We start from the raw sequence: 19,048 nt of genomic DNA, 5'->3' as shown, positions 1-19,048 counted from the left end.
TTTCCACCTGCCGATGATCTTTTATGCCTGAACCTGTAGCGCTCTTTTGGAGCGGAGGCAAAGATGCAGCGCTTGCCTGTCACGCGCTGCTGCACGATCCTTCGTACCGGGTCGACGCACTCATCACAACGCTGAGCGCCTGTGGCGAGTGGGTGCCGATGCATGGCATCCACCGCGCGGTGATTGCTGCTCAGGCGGAATCACTTGGCGTGCGGTGGGTTCCCGTTCCACTTCCTGAACAGCCCTCCAATGCCGCATACGAGGCTGCACTCGAACGCGCCTTCGCTTCGCATCTCCCTGATACCCTAACTACCATTGCCGCGGGCGACGTTTTTCTGAGCGACGTGCGCGACTACCGGGCCGGGTTGATCGAAGCGTGCGGATACGAGGCGCTGTTTCCACTCTGGGGATGCGACGTTTCAACCTGGTCTCGGCGGTGGGCGGATGCGAGGGGCATGGCCTATGTGAATAGCGTAGATCCTGGCCAACTGGCCCCTGCGTTTATTGGGCGGCACTACAACGCCGCGCTGGTTGCGTCGCTTCCTGAGGCGGTTGACCCCGCCGGCGAGCAGGGCGCGTTTCATACGGTGGTGACCGATCTCGATGCGTTTGCCGCTGCGCTGCACATCACCCTTGGTCCGCACGACGCAAGCGGACCGACCACGTATGCGCCAGCGCGCTTAGCTCCTTACACATAGATGCGTCACCGTCACAGAAACTTAAAAGTACTGGCATATGTCAAAGATCGCGCAATAAAATTGGCTGTTTTTACAGCTATACCAAAACAAAAATTGCATTTAGCCTCATGCACCTAATCGACGTTGTGTCGTCATCCCCCCATGGCTATCTTTCCTGTACGTCTTACAGGAGCAACGATCGGTGGCCTGTTGGCCCTGACCCTCCTGCTCCTTGCGGTGCTGCCTGCCACAGCGCAGTCGCCCGCCCTACCAGCCGACGCGTCTCCTACTGAGGCGCTTTTTCGTTCACAGATTAGCCAGCAGCATGTTGCGCTGCTACAGTCTCCTGACCCACGCATCCGCGAGCAAGCGATGCGCAACATCATCACTCTCACCCACCGGGACCGGTCTGCCTACGACTGGAGCGCTGCGGGTCCGGCCCTTGTTCAGATCTATGCGAACGACGCCAACGACCAGCTACGCATCATGGCGGTATCAGCGCTCTACACCATCCAAGACCAGCGCTTTATGGATGCGATCAATCGCCGCAATGCTGTAAACCGAGTAGCTCATACCACGCGCAGCGGCTCACTCACGTATGTGCCTTTGTATGTGGAATACATCGGTGACCGCGCCGTACGCACGTACTACCATGAACGGGCACTGGCAAAAAGGATGGCACGCGATCAGCGCCGCATAGATCGGCACCTGGCCAAAGCCACTCGCCACACCCAGCGAGCAGAGCACTACCAGAGACAGATGCGTTTTGCCGTTCGCCCGCTCCCATGATGGGAGCCTGCTGAACGATAGCTATCCACTTTCTCATTGTTTGCGCCCGGTTCTGTCCTTGAGCCGGGCGTTTTTGGTATGCTATTTTGTGGTATGCCGTTTTGCAGTATGCTGTGCCTGAAAACGTGTCGCGGACTGCCCATCAGCTGTTGGAGGCGCCCATTCGACAGACCCGTCGCCGGCCTCATGTCTCTGCAGGCTCTATGGTCGCCGACATCGAGCCTTTGCACCGTGGGATGCGCCAGTCGGGACCGTAGGCCTCGACCTGCTTTTTGCGGAGTCCTGCCCGCTCTTTATTCGTGGTTTCGACGATAACGCGCCCGTTGTTGTCGACGTTCACTGCCATCCGGTAGGCTTTCGACGGACTGTGCCCAAACACATCGCCCAGCATTTCGATGACATACTCATACGAATGATCGTCGTCGTCGAGCAGAATTACGTGATACTGCGGGATGTGGATCGTAGCGGTATCTTCGTCTTTCTGCTCGTCTTCTTTCGGAGGCGCCTCTACAGGCGCTGCCGTGGCGGCGCGACACACGCGTGCTGCTATCATCGATCAGTTGGAACGTTTATTTATGGGGGATCTACGCTATGTACCGTACGTGCTCACATGTCGCGGGGGGAGCTTTGGTGGTAGATCAATTAGTGGTTTAGATCAAGCGGGTACGGCTCCTAAGATTGACCTGTGACAGAGCCCTACATCATACGGCGCCCATCCCACCCCGCATGATCAGGCGGCGCTTCACAGTAGCCGAAGGTACCTGTAAACTCGCTACGGTCGGGGTCGTCGAACTCCAGGCGTACGTTGCCCCAATAGGCCGAGCCATGGCGTTTGGTAGCGCATCGGTGTTCTGCAGTCTCCTGCGTCCATACGCCTTCAAACACCGTATCGGCAGTGAACTGCCCGCGCAGCGTGCCTCCACGCACCGTATACGTGCCGTCGACATCCTGACTGTTCAGGTCTTGCTGCAGTTCGAGAAGGCCATGGTTGGGCGTATCCCAGATGCCGAGTACCCGGCGTGAAACCGGCGTGCCTTGCTCACCATGTGCCTGCCGCGACCGAACGATAAGCTCCACGCGGCGGTTTTGGCTGCGCCCTTCAGCTGTCTCGTTAGACGCTACCGGGCGCGACGCACCATAGGCCTTTGTAGTTACGGCATCTGCTGCCAGCCCACCCTGCTCAATCAGATATGTTGCTACGGCATCGGCGCGGCGTTGAGCAAGGCGCTTGTTGTACGCTGCAGACCCGACGTTGTCGGTGTGGCCCGCAACCTCTACCTGAACGGCATTGGAGTTGGGGATGGACAACATTTCTGCGTCGATTGCTCTGGAGGCCTCGGGCCTGAGGATGTATTCGTCGGTCGCAAACAAAACCGCGCTATCGATGCGTACGCGTGTTGCGGTTCCGATTGCGCCAACGGCATCTACGTCGGCCCCAGGCGTGCGTCCGTCGCAGACCTCCTCAAGATCGACAAGCTTCACGTAGTCGTATTGTGCACCGGCGGATGTGAACGGCGCGATATCGACTTCGGCATTGCCCCCAGCCACCATCCCGACGCGTATCCACGTCTCACCGTCTTCTGAAACAGCGACACCGATGGCCTCAATGTCGCGCCCCACCTCGAACACGTGTAGGTCAGCTCCCGGTACATCGATGAGGGTGTTTTCGGTAAAGGCAAGCACGATGTGGCCACCGCACCCCAGCGTGAACACGCTACTCGCACCGGCAGTCTCAAACTCGGGCGGCCCCAGCAGCGCTTCGGGGCGCTCCGAGAACGAGCCCCCATCGGGTGTGCCAACGGTGTAGCCAACCACTTCGTCGGCAAAGGATACATCGCCCATCGGAAAGAAGACCGTTCCGCCGTGTCCATCGGGGTAGGCCTTCCCTTCTGCGTCGACGGCCTGGGCGTGCACCCTCCCAGCACCCAGGATACACAGCAAGCCTGTCAGTGCTATAAGCGTATTTCGAAGCGTCCTTTGCATAATAGCATAGTATTAGGTGCCTCTTGATCTGCTAAAGCGCCATGTTTCAGGATTCCACTTCTAACCCCAACGGTGTTTGAGCGATATCCATCTACTGGCTAATATGATAACCAATATACGCATCAAAGCAAAGAATGCCCGGCACCGCGCCCCGCAGATCGCCTAAACCCAGACAAGCCCGGCCGTTTGGGGGGCCGGGCTTGCAAGAAGTTGCGAGGGTCTGTATCCGCATATGCACAGCCTTGCATGCTGTTATTACATTATCAGGCCGCGCCTGGCAAAGGATACGGCCGGTAATGGGCCGGGGGAGACTATGCTGCAGCACCACTTACGGCACCACCTGCTCGCCCTCATCATCGTACACAAGCAGCGCATCGACCGGGCACACGGCACAGGCCTCAATAAGCTGACCGGGATCGATGTCTTCGTTGACCTCGTCCTCGAAGTCTACAAGGGCATCCTGGCGAATGGTAAACACATCAGGCGCCAGATTGACGCAGTTGCCTGAGCCAATGCACAGCGAACGGTCGATGTGCACTTCCAGTCCGTTAATCGTTTGTTTCTTGATATCAGCCATATTGTAGTAGGATGATTCATCGATAGGGTGAAGGGCTGCACTGTCCGGGTATTGTCTCACCGCGGTACATTACAACCCACCGCATGACACCAAGGCCCGAACGGGGGCGTTCCACGCGAACGGATGCGTAACAATGCAGCAGGTCAGGTAGTGCATCAAACGCCGCCCGCGGCGCCCTCTCGGAGCCTCTTTGCCCTGCTATTCCTCGCCCATCTCTTCACGCACGAGCGATGGATTCTCATCGCCCTCGTCAGAGTCGTCGAGCAGGTTGTGGGCAACGTCCATAAACTCGCGTTCGGTAATGATCCCTACGAGTTGCCCCTCACGCACGACCGGCAGAGCACCGATCTGCTTTTTACGCATCAGGCGTACCGCCTCCAGCGTAGGCATATCGGGCGTTACCGACACCGGGTTCTCCTTCATGATTGTCCCGATAGGAGTATCATCTTCTTCGGTGCCGTCGCGCTCGGCCATGTGGCGCAGCAGGCGGCGGTGGCTGATGATGCCAACAAGACGATGCGACTCGTCTTCAATAAGCACGTGGCGCAGGCGCTGCCAATCCATCATACAGGCTACAAACTCGACGGACTCTTGCTCATGCACCGTCATCAGGTCGGTGTTCATATAGTCCTCTACGCGTGTTTCGCGGATATGCCCCGGCGTGTAGGCTTCGCCCAATGAGGCGAGGGTCCACGTATGCACCGGCTCTCCTTCGATCTGTCGGCGCACCATGCCGCGCGTCACTCCGCTCAGGCGCTCGGCCCGCGTACCGCCATTCATCGACGCAAGCGAGTCAAGCTGCCACTGCGATCCGGTCTGTCCCGAAGCCACGCGTGCTTCGATGATACCGAGATAGCGGTCGATGTCGTCAGTGTCGATGCCGGAGGCGTCGAGTCCATCGCGGGCAATGGGCAGCATTGTTTCGAGGATGAGCGAGCGAGCCGGACGCTTCGATCCGTCGATCCAGCTAAACTGGGAAGCCAGCCCGTGTCGCGCCGCTGCGATGAAGTTATGATGGGCATCGTCGAAGTCCATGACTTCTGAGATGTCATGGTACCGATCGGCCATGCCGGTGACCATGCCGTACCAGAAGACCGCGTTCGCCATCTCGTCGGCGACGGTGGGCCCTGAGGGAAGGATCCGATTTTCGATGCGCAGATGCGGCTTGCCATCGGTGATGCCATAGCAGGCTCGGTTCCAGCGATACACTGTGCCGTTGTGCAGCTGCAGCGCACTCAGGTTGGGGATGCGCCCCTCATCCAACTGCTGGAGCGGGTTGTCTTCAAAATCGGTTGACAGGAGCACCCGGAAGCGCGAGATATCTTCCTTAAAGATCTCCGTTACCGACGACTCCACCCAGCCCGTTCCGAAGTGCACGCGCGGACTCATTTCGCGCAGGTACAGGTTGCTTGAGCGCGTGTCGACGGCCTGCTGAAAGAGCGCGATACGCGTTTCGCGCCACAGGCGCTTACCAAACAGCAGGGGCGAGTTGGTAGCTCCCGCCAGGCACGGGGCGGCTACCACCTGGGCAATGTTATAGAAACGAGGAAACTCATCGGGCGTCACCTGAAAGTGGGTCTGGAAGCTGGTATTGCAGCCTTCCAGCATAATTGAATCGTGCTTTACAAAGAGCTCGTCAAGCCCTCGAATCTGATATCGCCCCGCTCCTCCACGAAGCCGGGTAATGGCATCGTTGAGCGCATAGTAGCGCGGCTTCGGCGTCATGAAGTCCATCGAGAAGTTTGCCAGGTACGCGGTGGGCAAGATACCCACAAGAACGGGCTCCGCTCCCTCGTGTGCTGCCAGGTCGCGCACGCTTCCCAGCAGTTCGTGGGTAGCCGCCTCCATCGTGCTGAAGCAATCGCCGCCATAGACCAGCGGGTCCATGTTAAACTCGGCGTTGAACTTCGTGAGTTCAGTTACGATGCGGTCGTCAGTGTTACGCTCCATCATCCGTTCGATGACAGGCGCTGCCTCCCCCCGGTGGTCGACCAGAAAAAGCTCCTGCTCGGCACCGATGCGCCGCGTATCCGTTTCAAACATTTCCTCATCCAGCATGCGCTCCAAAGCACGCATGTCGTGGATGAGCCGGCGCGCAAAGGCACGTAACCGGCGAGGGTCGCGCTCCTGCTTTACATTTTGTTCGCCCATAACTGTATACACTGTTGCAAGAATGAGTACAGACGTGAAGATTCAGTATACGAAAAGAGGGTGGCGTGCGCAACCGTTGTTTGAAAACAGCTTTGTATGCAGGTGAAGGCTACTGCACTCGCCCGATCGCCACACAGATCACCCGTACAAAATCATCCGTACAAATGCATAGGTGCAGGTACGGATGCGTACCGTCTGTGCGTTATGCTACCTGCGGCTCTCTTGTACAGACCGCCACATGTAGATCGCTGCATATTTGCATCCTCTTATTCCATTTGCGTTTACGTTGCTTGTCGCCATGCGTATTTCTTTTCAGTGTTCCGGCTCATGCCATTCATACTGTACTGCTCTCTTTCAGGGGGGCGTAGCTTTTCTGTTGGGGACCCTGCTCGTGGTACTCAGCGCCTGTGGTACCAGCCGTCCCGCGTTGGAAGCCCCCCCCCAGCCCGAGGCGTTTCCAGCCCATAGCATGACAATGATTGTGGATGCGGTGCGTGGCACCACCGATACGCTGCGTGCATTCGAAGGGGAAGTGCACATGGATATCAACAGTCCGATGCAGAGCGGACGCTTTCGCGCTACGCTGCGCCAGCAGCGTGCCGACTCGCTCTGGATGAACGTGCGTGGCCCACTCGGCATCAACGCCGCACGCATGCTCATCACCGCCGATAGCTTCTACGTGCACAATCGCATCGAAGAGGAGCTCGCCGTTGGCTCCGTCGAATCTGCCCAGCAGGTGCTTCCCGTACCGCCCAATGGCGACGCGCTCTTCCAGAACCTGCTCGGCCTCATCGTGCCGCCCGCCACTTCTGAATGGACGCTGCGCCACGACAACGAGCTCTACCACCTCGACGACCCTGCAGGGCACCGTACCTACTCGGTGGATCCCTCGATCTGGCGCGTCGTTCGGTTTGTGGAGCGGGATGCAAACGGTTCAATTATTGACGAACGTGTGTTCACCGACCACGTACGCGTAGATGGCGTTGTCGTACCAAACCGCATTCTGCTGCGCCGCCCCGGCGACAACGTACGTGCCACCATGACGTACCGGTCGCTCACTCTGACTCCCGACTCGCTCTCTTTCTCTCTGGATGTGCCTTCTGATATCCGACGTGTTGCACTTCCGTAGCGGTCGTGATGCCTGCAGCACACGATGTCCTACACAATGCCCTGCGCGGTGCCCTCTTGTTGCGCCTCGCGTCGTGCGTGCACTCGGCCTGCTGTTGCTCTGCAGCCTCATGCTGCCTGCCCTGGCTCTTGGGCAGTCGCCCGAGGAAGAGCGCGCGGAGACCGAGGAGCGGCTGGAGTCGCTACGTGCGCAGATTGAACGCGATCAGGAGCGCCTGCGCACTACAGAGCGCCGTGCCAGCGACACGCGCGATCGCCTCGACGAGCTCAACCGTGAGATTGCGCTGCGCCAAGAGCTTGTGGAGACGTACGAGCGGCGCCTGCGCCAGCTTCAGCAGCAGCAACGCGCGGCACGCGACACCCTGCAGACGCTCGACAGTGCCCGCGCTACGCTGGTTAGCGAATACAAGGCCCGGGCTAACCACGCCTATCGCTACGGACGTCTGCACGACCTGGCGCTCATTCTCTCGTCGAAGTCGATCAACCAGATGATCGTGCGCGTACGCTACTTGCGTCAGTTCTCTGCCCAGCGCCGCTCGCGCCGCAATGCCATTCAAGAGGCGCAGTCGACCATCGAGGCCCAGCAGGCGGAGCTGCGCGCCTCTCAGCAGCGCACCCAAGAGCTTCTTACCGACGCCCGTGCCGAGCGAAACCAACTGCAGGGGCTGCGGCGCGACCGCCGCCAGGTAATTGCAGAGCTTCAGACTGAGCAGTCGGAACTGCGCGATGAGATTGAGGCGAAGCGGGCCTCCGTCGAAGAGCTTCAGCAGCGGATCCAGGATCTTATCGCCGCTGCCGAGGAAGAAGCTCGCGGCGAAGGCTCAACTGCTGCGTTAAGCGATGCAGCCTACGAGCGCCTGTCCGCTTCCTTTGCCGAAAACCGCGGCCAGTTGCCCTGGCCGGCTCAGGGGGCTATCACCGAAAGCTACGGCGACCAGGTAGACCCTGTGCATGGAACCACCACCAACAACCCGGGGATCACCATCGCAACCAACCCTCGTGCCCCCGTGCGGTCTGTCTTCTATGGCAGCGTGACCGGAATCGACTTTGTGCCCGGATTTGGCATCTACCTCGTTATCCGCCACGGCGACTTCCTGTCGGTCTACAGCAACCTCTCTGACCTCGACGTGTCGATGGGCGACACCGTCTCGGCAGGCGACCGAATTGCCTGGGCCGGTACCGAAAACGAACCACGCGGCGCCGGCGTCTTCTTCGCCATATTCGATATGAACGCCAGCGACTCCGACGACCCGACCCGATGGCTACGTCGACGGTAGACCTCCCCGTCCGTACTGCTCAACACTTCAACGGCAGCCTGCTGCCCCCCAATTCACACAAGATTGCGCCCTGCATCCCCTCTCTGAGTGGGAACGGTACCCGCCGTCTTGTATGTTAAGAGTCCAGGCGTGTGCAGCAGGGCTACCACGCCCTCTTCTGGCCTCTCACACCAACATCCAGTACGTTTTCCGAATGCTTACGCCGACCCATACAGACGTATGACCACACGTATGACAATGCACACAACGTAGCGCCGCAACGCACCCAACCGGCTGTCACGCACCATATCGTTGTCAGCTTATGCGTGTGCAGGCCTCGGCGTTACACCTGACCAGAAGCCGCTGCCGCCGCCTCCCCCTTGACGTTTCGCATACCCCTTCGCACGAATCTTCTGCTGTGCCCATGGCTACCCATTATGACTGCATCATTATCGGAACGGGCCCTGGTGGCTACGAAGCTGCCATCCGTGCCTCCCAGCTCGACCTCAAAACAGCTGTTATCGAAAAAGATAAGCTTGGCGGCGTATGCCTGAACGTCGGCTGCATTCCTACCAAAGCCCTGCTGAAGAGCGCTGAGGTTATGGCACAGGCTGAGCATCTCAGCGACTACGGACTCTCGCTCGAAGGCACCGTCACCCCCGACTTCCCGAAGGTCATCGAGCGTAGCCGCCAGACGGCCAGCCGCATGAACAAGGGGGTGCAGTACCTCATGAACAAGAACAACATCGACGTGATTGAGGGGCACGGCCGCCTCACCGACCCCAACACGGTGCACGTTACCCCCTCCGTGAATATGGACGGCGACGAGATCGGCGAGGAAACCACCATTACCGGCGATGCAATCGTCATCGCCACCGGCGCCCGCGCTCGCGAAATCCCGCCGCTTCCTATCGATGGCGAGAAGATCATCTCGTACAAAGAGGCTATGATGCAGAAAGAGCAGCCCGACCGTCTGCTCATCGTAGGGGCCGGCGCCATCGGCGTTGAGTTTGGGTACTTCTACCACCACATGGGCACCGAAGTCACGATCGTAGAGGTGCAAGACCACCTTGTGCCAGTCGAAGACGAAGAGGTCTCGCGCGTACTCGAACGCTCGTACAAGAAGAAAGGTATTAACGTACTCACCGGCGCCATGCTTCAAGGCGTTGAAGAGCACAACGGGGCTCTGCGCGCCGAAATTCAGGTTGGCGACGATACCAAATACGTCGAATGCGACCAGGTACTCTCAGCCGTTGGCGTCACCGGCAACATCGAAGATATCGGACTTGAAGAGCTGGGCATCAAAACCGAAAACAGTTACATCACAATCGATGAGTACGGGGCAACCAACGTGGACGGCGTCTACGCCATCGGCGACGTAGCCGGCGGCCCCTGGCTTGCCCACAAGGCCAGCCATGAAGGCACCATCTGCATCGAGCACATTGCCGGGCACGACGTGCAGCCCCTCGACTTCGATAACATTCCAGGCTGCACTTACTGTCAGCCACAGATTGCCTCGATTGGATATACCGAAGACGAGGCAAAAGAGGCCGGATACGACATCCGCGTCGGCAAATTCCCCTTCACCGCGTCCGGTAAGGCAGCCGCTCTCGGCGAGACCGAAGGCTTTGCAAAGGTCATCTTCGACAAGAAGTACGGTGAGTTCCTCGGTTGCCATATCGTAGGCTACGATGCCACCGAACTGATCGCCGAAGCGGTCGTGGCACGCAAGCTCGAAACCACCGGGCACGAAATCATGGAGGCGGTGCACCCCCACCCCACCATGTCAGAAGCCATCATGGAGGCAACCCATGTGGCCTATGATCAGCCCATGAACCTGTAGATACCGCCTCTGCACATACCCGGCTGGTCATGGTGCATACCGCCGGTGCATAGCTGACCCTTAGAACCTGTTTGGGGTTTGGTTTGCAGCCCAGCAGAGCCGATCGCAGCCCAAATTAAGAAATCAAAACAGGTTCTTAGACAGTTGCTACGCCCGTCTTGCCTGGCTCACGCCCTTGCGCATTCTGCGCCGGGGCACGCTATGGCACGGCGGGCGTTGTGGTCTACAGCCCCCGCCCTGTTGCTTACAGCAGCAAGGCACTGTTGGATGCGCAGGGGCGGTGCCCTCCTGCACCCATCGTGCCATCTGAGCCGCACGCCGCTGCTGGCATGTATCGCGGCATCTCCATTTGTATATCGTCTCTTTCTGCTGCCTGCGCTTGCACAATATGCTCGAAATAGACCGCTCGGCCCCCAATTCGGTACACGACCAGCTGGTAGAACAGCTTCGCTACCAGATTGCTCGGGGCGAATACGCCGTCGATGAGTCGCTTCCCTCAACCCGGCGCCTCGCCGAACAGCTCGACATATCGTTCCATACCGTCCGCAAAGCGTATAAGACCCTCAAGAACGACGGGCTCCTCGACTCACGCGTGGGCAGCGGCTACACCGTGAAGGAGCGACGCCCTTTCGAGAAGGCTGAACGCATGGAGCGAGGCGCCGCGGTAATGCATGGCGCGCTGCAACGCCTGATCGGCCTGGGCTGCACTGAGCCCGAAATCGAAGCGCTCATGCAAGAACAAGCGGCCCAGCTCGACTATGTGGGGTTCGACCGCAAGCTGCTCGTTGCAGGCCCCAACCCGGAGTTGAACACGCTCTGGGCCGAGCAGATTGGCGAACGCCTGCAGCAGCCTGTGCGCGCCTGCACGCTGGCGGCCCTGCAACGCCACGGGGATGCTGACTATGTGTTCACGCCCTACGACCACCTGCACGACGCGCAGCAGCAGGTGCCTCGTGCCGATGTACTCGGGTTTGTAACGCATCTGCCCAGCCGCGTGCTCGACCGCCTCACCCGCTTGCCCTCGCATAGCACCGTCGGCCTCGTTACGCGCCGCCGTGGCAGCATCGCGCCGCTGTCGAGTCTGCTGCGCCAGCACGCTGCCTTCAACGGACAGGTTATCGCTGCATCGGTCGATGAAGGGGCCGACCATCTCAGCAGCTTTATCGGACAGGTCGCCTGTGTGCTCTACACGCCCGAGAGCAAACGCCGCGTGCGCGCCCATCTCGGCCCCGACCAAACCCATAGCCTGTTTCAGGTGCTCATCAGCGCCGACTCGCTCGATGCGCTCGCCGCTGCCGTGCCGGCTTGACTTCTCCTTGGCCATCGAAACGTTGCCGGCCGCCCTCTGCTTGCGTGTGCCCCTTTTCTAATGCGGGTTGCTTTTCTCCGAGCCGGCATCGTCAGACGGCGTAGGCTTTTCGTCTTCTCCCTTCTGGTCTTCATTTCTCTGATCCGAAGCTGCACCCTCAGCTCCCTCCTCCCCCGGCCCCTTACCACGTGGCGCGTTGCCGTCTGGTGCCTCATTATCTGGCGCGTTGCCCGAGCGTGCTATATCACTTGCTGGGTGCGAGAGCATGGGGGCTTGTCCATGAGCGCCATTGCCGCTGCCATGGATGGATGTCTCAGCCACCTCAGGACGCACAGCACGCGGAATATGCACCCCGGGAAGTTTTTCTAACTCGTCGGAAGAGACCCTCTCGGCACCAGCATGCCAGGAATCTTTTTTCCAGACCACCGAAACATCCTCTTCTTCATCGAACGACGTGGGCGCGATCCAAGACTCTTCTTCGACAGGCTCTTCTTCCTCCTGCCCCGGATACTTCACCCGGCTGTGGTAGACGCCCGTCAGCATCTGCATGAACTGTGCTTTGATCGTACTGATCTCTTTGAATGTAAGATCGGTATCGTCGAGCTGTCCGGTTTCGATGTGACGCTGAAAGATGCTCTCTACCAGCTTGCGAAGGTTACTTTCACTCGGGTCGTCGAGGCTTCGGCAGGCCGCCTCTACCGAGTCTGCCAGAAGCAGTATTCCGGTTTCTTTGGAGAACGGACGCGGTCCGGGATAGCGGAAATCCGATGCGTTCACCTGCGACTCGTTTTCTGCTTCTTGAATCGCTTTCTGGTAGAAGTATTCAACGCGGGCGGTGCCATGGTGCGTTGCGATGAACTGAAGCACCTGGTCGGGCAGATTATCCTTTCGGCCCATCTTCAGTCCTTCTTTCACGTGCCGCGTGATTACCATCGCGCTGATGCGCGGCTTCTCATCGTCGTGCGGATTTTTGCCACCACGCTGGTTTTCAACAAAATAGTTGGGCTTAATCATCTTGCCAATGTCGTGATAGAGCGCCCCTACACGTATCAGCAAGCCATTAGCACCAATCCGGTCGGCGGCCGCTTCAGCAAGATTGGCCACCTGCATTGAGTGGTTAAACGTACCGGGGGCTTTGATGCTAAGCTGTTTTAGGAGAGGGCGGTTCGTATCCGACAGCTCAAGCAGTGTAAGATCGGTTGTGATGCCGAATGCGCGCTCGATCAGCCACAGGATCGGCTGTGCCACGATTGTGAATGAGGCCCCGATCGCCGCAAAGGTGAGTTCATTCCCCAGACGGGCTGCCGGAGTACCCAGGAAGAGCCAGGTGCCTATTATGACCAGTGCGTACCCCACGAACACCAGAAGCGCACTCAGCAGAAACTGTCCACGGTTCTTAATGTCTCGTACGCTAAACACCCCCAGAGCCCCTCCGATAAATGCAGCGAGCGTGTACTGCAGGTTCATACCAAGCATCTGCCCCCCCAGAAACGCCAGTACCAGCGTGCCAAACAGCGCAATACGCACGTTGAGTACGATGGCCATTGTAACGGATATCAACGCCACCGGCACCACGTACAGATCGATGTCGGCAAGGCGGATGACGATGCCAGAGAGGGCCACCCCCAGCCCAAATAGCAAGGCGACCAGCATCAGCGTGCCGTTGTCTTTCCATATGGTGGGCTGCACCAGGTAGAGGTAGCCGAAGAAGAACAGAAACGTAATCATTACCAGGACCAGTTCTCCCGATAGCTGCCGCCACACAATGGTCGTAGCGGCCCGCTGGTTTTTCTCACGCTCCAGCGACGTGAGCTTCTGCTTTGCCTCAGCTGTCACGCGCTCGCCTTGCTGCACAATCACTTCGCCACGCTCTACGCCCCCTGATATGGGCGACACGTTTTGAGCCCGCTGGTCGCGCCGCTCTTGCGTGGCAACCTCCTGATAGCGATAGACCGGTTCAAATGTATCGCGAAAGAACGCGACAGCGATCTGGGCTGCATCCGGACGGTCGTCAAACTGTTCGCTCAGCTGCTCCTCGCCCCGACGAAAGGCTTCTTCGATACCAACGAGGCGGTCTACAGAGATCCGCCGCTGGATGCGCTCTTCCTCATTGCGAACGATGACGTGGTCGGTGTACACCGAGTCGAGCGGTATATCGATCACGCCGCGCCGCTGCAGGTTACCCGATACCTCGCCCACCGCCTGCATGAGCTGCCGGTCCATTCGCGGTTCGCCCGGAGGCGCCCGCATCGCGTCGTTAGGCTGCTCTGGCATGTGCCGCAAGGCGTTGCGCGTAAGCACTTCCCACTGCTCCGGACTAAGCGTAACGCGTGCGTTGCGCCGCAGCTGTACGTATCGGGTTGAGTCGTTCTCGGCCTGCTCGCGGTTATCACGCAAGCGCTGCATACGTGAATCGGTGTAGGCATCAAGTGCCTCGTTGACCTGCTGCTGCAGGGTGTCGCGATGCGCCTGGCTGACTTGCTCCGGGTTCAGGACCTCCGCGAAGTATGGCGGAGTGGTACGGCGGGCACGCTCTCGCTCGCTGCGCACCTGGTCGCTGTCTTTGTAGATGGGAAAGTTGAATGGGGCCACCAGGGTGGGCTGCCGCCAGGTGTCGCCCACCTGTACGGTATACTCGAAGACCTCTCCACGCGGAAAGGCAGCCAGGGTGCCCAGTACCAACACGGCCAGAAGCGCGGTGCGCACGATAAGGTCACGGCGGCGCGTATCTTCAACGTCACTGCCTCCGTGTTCAAGCTGCGTGCCTACCGGCGTCGACTTCTTAGGACGCAGGCCAAGGCGTTCCAGCCACTTTTTCATAGTATTGGATACGACCAATCAGGGTAGTTCGCCACGGCATGAGCTGCATCGTGCAGCTCTGCGCTCTGGCAAGCGAAGCATCTATATGTTCAATCGCACAGTGCTCCTTTCATCTCGTTTGGCACTGTGCTGCTCATCCAGGTGCTGCTTACCCAGAGGGCATTAGCGTGGGGAAAAGGTATTGGAGAATATCAACGAGCCGCACCGTCTAACAGATCCAGCAGCATCTCTTCGCTCAGAATTGGGATGCCACGCTCTTCCGCATCATCATACTTTGAGCCGGGATTTTCTCCGGCCACCAGGTAGTCGGTGTTGCCACTTACGCTCGACGTGACGCGCCCGCCGGCCTGCTCAATGCGTTCGGTGGCCTCTCGCCGTGTAAACGATGGGAGGGACCCGGTAAGCACAAAGGTTTCTCCGTCAAGCACCTGTCTCCCTTCGTCAGGGGTCTCTTCAGGCAAGCGCTCCGTATTTACCCCCACGTCGCGCAGCGCGTTGACCAGTGCCCGGTTGTCCTCAACAGCGAACCAGTCGTGGATGCTCTCGGCGATCACCGGGCCGATCCCGTCGATGGCCTCCAGTTCGCCGATGGGCGCTTCGGCAAGGGCCTGCATGGACGGCACCTCGGCAACAACCTGTTCGGCCACCGTGCGCCCCACATGCCGAATGCCGAGCGCAAACAGCAAGCGGCTGAGCGGCCGCTCTTTCGACGCGGCGATGGCTTCTGTCAGGTTCTGCGCGCTCTTTTCAGCGAACCCTTCCAGCGTCGTCAGGTCCTTGACTCTAAGCCGGTAGAGATCGTCGAGCTGCTCAACACGCCCCGTATCCACCAGTTGGGCCGCCACGCGCTCTCCCAGGCCCTCGATGTCCATTGCGTTGCGGCTTACGAAGTGCTCAACGAGCCGCTTGAACTGGGCGGGACATTCCGTATTCAGGCAGTAGTAGTCGGCTTCGTCAGGTAAGCGTACCAGTGCTGAGTCGCATACCGGGCAGCGGGTGGGGAATGACCAGGGGGGGGTGCTGTCGGTCCGGGCCTCTACGACCGGACGCACGACTTGTGGGATAACATCGCCGGCCCGCTTCACCACCACGGTGTCGCCGATGCGGATGTCGCGCTCTGCAATGTAGTCTTCGTTGTGCAGCGTAGCCTGCGATACCGTCACGCCGCCAATGCCGACAGGCTCAAGGACCGCCTCAGGCTTTACAACTCCGGTGCGACCGACGTTCACTTCAATGTCGCGCAGCGTAGTGGTCGCCTCGCGCGCAGGAAACTTAAACGCAACCGCCCAGCGCGGTGCGTTTGCAATGGCACCGAGTTCATCCTGGTAATCATGCCGGTCAATCTTTAGAACCACACCGTCGATCTCATAGTCAAGGTCTTCGCGGCGGTCTACCCAGTCCTCACAAAACGCGATCGCGTCTTCAATCACCTCAAACCGCTCCCAATGCGGATTCAGCGGCAGGCCGTAAGTCCCCAGTTGCTCCAGAACGGCGGCGTGGGTATCGGGTACGAGGCCTTCAGTTGGACCTTGGGCATAGGTGAAGAAGCTGAGCGGACGCCGGGCCGTAACGCGAGGGTCGAGCTGACGCAGACTCCCGGCAGCGGCGTTGCGCGGGTTGGCGAACGGCTGTTTCTCTTCGCGCCGCAGACGGTTGTTGAGCGCTTCAAACTCACTTTTGCGCATAAAGACCTCGCCGCGCACCTCCATCGACTCGGGGATCTCATGCCTGTCGGTTTCCAACGCAAGGGGGATGCGGCGGATCGTGCGCACGTTGCGGGTGATGTTCTCCCCCTGCACTCCGTTGCCCCGCGTTGCAGCGAGCGAGAGCTGCCCGTCGGTGTAGGTAAGCGCCACGGCCAGCCCATCAATCTTCAGTTCGGCAACGACCGCCGGAGTGGTTGACCCGTGCGCCTCCGCGAGGCCCCGCTGACAGCGCTCGTACCACTCGCGCACCTCGGCTGCATCGAAGGCATTTGACAGCGACAGGAGTGGCTCAGGATGGGTGTGCTTCTCGAATGCATCGAGCGGGTCGAACCCCACGCGCTGGGTGGGCGAGTCGTCGCGCTGCAGCTCTGGAAAATCAGCCTCAATGCGCTGAAGTGCCTGAAAGAGGCGATCGTATTCAGGATCAGGGATGAGCGGATCGTCGTGGCGGTAGTACCGCTCGTCGTGCGCCCGTACTACAGAAACGAGCGTCTCGTAGAGCATCTGGACTTTGTCGGGCGAGAGGGTATCCCAGGTAATTTGGTCGAGCCGCTCTTGAAGCGCGCGCGTTTTCGGGAGGAGTTCGTTGGGCATGGTGGATACGTAGCGATCGAGGGATGCGAAGCAACACGGGCACTACAGGACACAATCTCTGCAGTAGCGCCGTGCAGAAGGGGGCTACACGCGAGGCGGGCAGTACGGTAAGGGGATTAGCACACGCAACTACGGGATGCGGAGCGTGTCGGCTGGCACAGGCAGTTCGCTGGCTGGGGAGGTGCGGGTCGTGTCGGCCCATGCTTCCAGGTCGGCACGCGAAAGCACGCGGCGCCCCTGTGTATCCAGCGGCTCTAAGGGCATAGGACGCTCTTCAATGAAGAGCGTAAACTGGTCGAACTGGCCTTCTATAGCGATGCGGTCCTGAAACGGGAGCACTACCGCATCGCCTTCTTCGACCCAGTATGGACGTCGCAGGTCGTTGTCGCGCTGCACACGTATACCGTTGACATTTCCCCCATCAGCCCAGATCGTTGCGTGGATAGTGGCCCCTAACTGTACGGGAGGCACGTCGGGGCCCTCGTCGAGCGGTTCAGGGGCGTCATCGGGTTCTGTTGTAGGTGCAACCGCCTCGGCAGCGGTCTCTTCACTCACAGCAGGTTCATCCGGAGCGGCCTCGCCGTTGCCTGAAAGCATCACCAATCCGAAAATGCCGCCGCCTACAATCAGCAGTATAACGAGCCCAATAACGACCGGCTGCCACACCACGTTGAGCGCCCCGGCTGACGCCGAATTAGCTTTGTTGCCATCCTCTGCGGCGGCATCCGGGGACGGCGTCCATCGGCGTGCTGATTTCGGATTGTCTGCCTCCGTAAGGGAAGACGCAGTGCCCGCCCCGCCCGTCTCTGCTGCGGTACGTTCTTCTTCCGCTGTCTTTTCTTTTTCTTCTGGCCATTCAAGAGAAAGGGGCTCCTCGTCAAGCTCTTCAACAGCAAGTTCGTTCGCGTAGCGGTTGTTGAGTGCAGCCTGCAAGTGATCGAGCACACGCTCGGGAGGCGTAACGCCGATGAGGCGTGCATACGACTTCGCAAGCGAACGAAGGTAGACCTGATTGAAAGACGTGCGTTCGAAAAGCGATCCGGACTCAAAATCTTCAAGCACGTCATCGGAGACGCGCGTGGCTTCCTGAATATCGGCACGCGACACGTCGCGGGCGTCCCGGATGCGTGTCAGGTCGTGTACGAATCGCTGAATGGAGGCTTCGGGGGCTGTATCGGGCATGCGGTAGCAGTTCCAGCGTCTGTGTCAGGGGGGTGGGGGACCATAAAAAACGTCGCTTCCAGCACAATTGCCAGAAACGACGCAGACCAGACGGCTAAGATGCACATGGTGGAATGTACTGAGGCAGTACCACACCGTGGGATCCGCCTCGTTCTGCTTCGTGCACCCAGCCCTTGCTTGTGTAGAACGGTGTGCAATGTGTGTGTCGGGACACCCGGATTTGAACCGGGGACCTCCGCTCCCCCAGAGCGGCGCGCTAACCGGGCTGCGCCATGTCCCGAATGGTATGCTCTCATAACAAAAGCCACCGCCAAGGTTTCCGCAAGTGGTTCACGGAAAACGGACGGAGAACCGCATAGGCGTTCTCTGCGAGGGGGGCCACGCTTTAGACGTTGCATCTGCACAGTTTTCACAGCGCTTCGTCCAATCCCTCATGCCTCACAGCTGATCAGACAGCTCTTGTAACAGACCGCGCAGGTTGTGCAGGTTACGCACCACATGCTGGCGGTTGCTTTCTCGCTTCAACGCCCGGCGGGCTCCCTCAATCGTGTACTTCTCTTCTTTTAGCAGATACTGGATACGCCGCGCCACCTTGAGATCGGCATGTGTATACACGCGCTGCCCAGATGCATCTTTGTCGGGTTGAAGCGCATCAAACTCCGTTTCCCAATACCGCAGTACGTGAGGCTCAAGCCCCAACTTCATACTGACTTCTCGGATCGAGTACATCGATTCGCTTTGAGTATCTTTCATAACACATGCGTATCTCGTCTACTCTCGTCCATTTCACTGGGCCTCTCATGCAGAGCCATTACCTGACGGCAACCACGGCTGCGTGACAATTTCTACTCGTTCCCTTTTGCTCGCTCCTGCACCTGTACATGCTTTTTAGCTACATGCTTTTCAGCATATGACTCAGTATGCAATCTTCTGGTGTGCGATGCATAAAATGCATAAGGAGCACTACTATTTTACGGTTTCTCAACGATTGTTCAAGCCTATGCACCAACGCATAGCAAGTTGCGAGGTACTA

General features: G+C 59.1%; 14 protein-coding genes and 1 tRNA gene. 6 read left to right on the top strand and 9 right to left on the bottom strand.

The features are described from left to right. Nucleotides 1–23 precede the first annotated feature (23 nt). Complete coding sequence (locus tag ACZ48V_RS07975; RefSeq protein ID WP_464538222.1) at nt 24–698, top strand: Dph6-related ATP pyrophosphatase; 675 nt, start codon at nt 24–26, stop codon at nt 696–698. A 141-nt stretch (nt 699–839) separates the two neighbouring features. Then, on the top strand, nt 840–1,466 hold the full coding sequence (locus ACZ48V_RS07970; RefSeq protein WP_464538221.1) for a hypothetical protein: 627 nt from the start codon (nt 840–842) through the stop codon (nt 1,464–1,466). Between the two features lie 184 nt (nt 1,467–1,650). Here ACZ48V_RS07970 and ACZ48V_RS07965 read toward each other — a convergent pair whose 3' ends face one another. The 4 genes from ACZ48V_RS07965 to ACZ48V_RS07950 all read right to left on the bottom strand — a co-directional run bounded on the left by ACZ48V_RS07965 (nt 1,651) and on the right by ACZ48V_RS07950 (nt 6,177). Next, on the bottom strand, nt 1,651–2,019 hold the full coding sequence (locus tag ACZ48V_RS07965) for an ATP-dependent Clp protease adaptor ClpS (RefSeq protein WP_464538220.1): 369 nt from the start codon (nt 2,017–2,019) through the stop codon (nt 1,651–1,653). A 143-nt stretch (nt 2,020–2,162) separates the two neighbouring features. Then, on the bottom strand, nt 2,163–3,449 hold the full coding sequence (locus ACZ48V_RS07960) for an OmpA family protein (protein ID WP_464538219.1): 1,287 nt from the start codon (nt 3,447–3,449) through the stop codon (nt 2,163–2,165). A 328-nt stretch (nt 3,450–3,777) separates the two neighbouring features. Continuing rightward, entirely contained in the window at nt 3,778–4,026 is a 249-nt protein-coding gene (locus ACZ48V_RS07955) for a ferredoxin (protein ID WP_353562065.1), read from the bottom strand. A gap of 198 nt (nt 4,027–4,224) precedes the next feature. Beyond that, entirely contained in the window at nt 4,225–6,177 is a 1,953-nt protein-coding gene (locus ACZ48V_RS07950; RefSeq protein ID WP_464538218.1) for a CBS domain-containing protein, read from the bottom strand. Between the two features lie 298 nt (nt 6,178–6,475). Here ACZ48V_RS07950 and lolB1 point away from each other — a divergent pair, with 298 nt between their 5' ends. The 4 genes from lolB1 to ACZ48V_RS07930 all read left to right on the top strand — a co-directional run bounded on the left by lolB1 (nt 6,476) and on the right by ACZ48V_RS07930 (nt 11,713). Beyond that, entirely contained in the window at nt 6,476–7,306 is an 831-nt protein-coding gene (gene lolB1, locus ACZ48V_RS07945; protein WP_464538217.1) for a lipoprotein insertase outer membrane protein LolB1, read from the top strand. Between the two features lie 109 nt (nt 7,307–7,415). Next, nucleotides 7,416–8,582 carry a murein hydrolase activator EnvC family protein gene (locus tag ACZ48V_RS07940; RefSeq protein WP_464538216.1) on the top strand — a complete coding sequence of 389 codons (1,167 nt, stop codon included), beginning with the start codon at nt 7,416–7,418 and terminating at the stop codon, nt 8,580–8,582. Between the two features lie 403 nt (nt 8,583–8,985). Then, complete coding sequence (gene lpdA / locus ACZ48V_RS07935) at nt 8,986–10,404, top strand: dihydrolipoyl dehydrogenase (protein WP_464538215.1); 1,419 nt, start codon at nt 8,986–8,988, stop codon at nt 10,402–10,404. A 388-nt stretch (nt 10,405–10,792) separates the two neighbouring features. Then, nucleotides 10,793–11,713, top strand: a complete 921-nt coding sequence (locus tag ACZ48V_RS07930; RefSeq protein ID WP_464538214.1) for a GntR family transcriptional regulator — start codon at nt 10,793–10,795, stop codon at nt 11,711–11,713. Between the two features lie 57 nt (nt 11,714–11,770). Here the strand turns inward: ACZ48V_RS07930 and ACZ48V_RS07925 are convergent, their stop codons facing one another. From ACZ48V_RS07925 to ACZ48V_RS07905, 5 genes are all read right to left on the bottom strand, one after another. After that, nucleotides 11,771–14,533, bottom strand: coding sequence for an HD family phosphohydrolase (locus tag ACZ48V_RS07925; protein WP_464538213.1), 2,763 nt, complete (start codon nt 14,531–14,533; stop codon nt 11,771–11,773). 191 nt (nt 14,534–14,724) lie between these two features. Then, nucleotides 14,725–16,833 (bottom strand): NAD-dependent DNA ligase LigA, encoded by a 2,109-nt coding sequence (gene ligA / locus ACZ48V_RS07920; RefSeq protein WP_464538212.1) that lies wholly within the window; start codon nt 16,831–16,833, stop codon nt 14,725–14,727. A 129-nt stretch (nt 16,834–16,962) separates the two neighbouring features. After that, nucleotides 16,963–18,015 (bottom strand): helix-turn-helix domain-containing protein, encoded by a 1,053-nt coding sequence (locus ACZ48V_RS07915; protein ID WP_464538211.1) that lies wholly within the window; start codon nt 18,013–18,015, stop codon nt 16,963–16,965. 205 nt (nt 18,016–18,220) lie between these two features. After that, a tRNA-Pro gene (locus tag ACZ48V_RS07910) sits at nt 18,221–18,295 on the bottom strand. Between the two features lie 158 nt (nt 18,296–18,453). After that, complete coding sequence (locus ACZ48V_RS07905) at nt 18,454–18,768, bottom strand: MerR family transcriptional regulator (protein ID WP_464538210.1); 315 nt, start codon at nt 18,766–18,768, stop codon at nt 18,454–18,456. Nucleotides 18,769–19,048 lie beyond the last annotated feature (280 nt).

This window comes from Longimonas haloalkaliphila (assembly GCF_055379825.1).
This window is presented reverse-complemented; position numbering and strand designations above follow the sequence as displayed.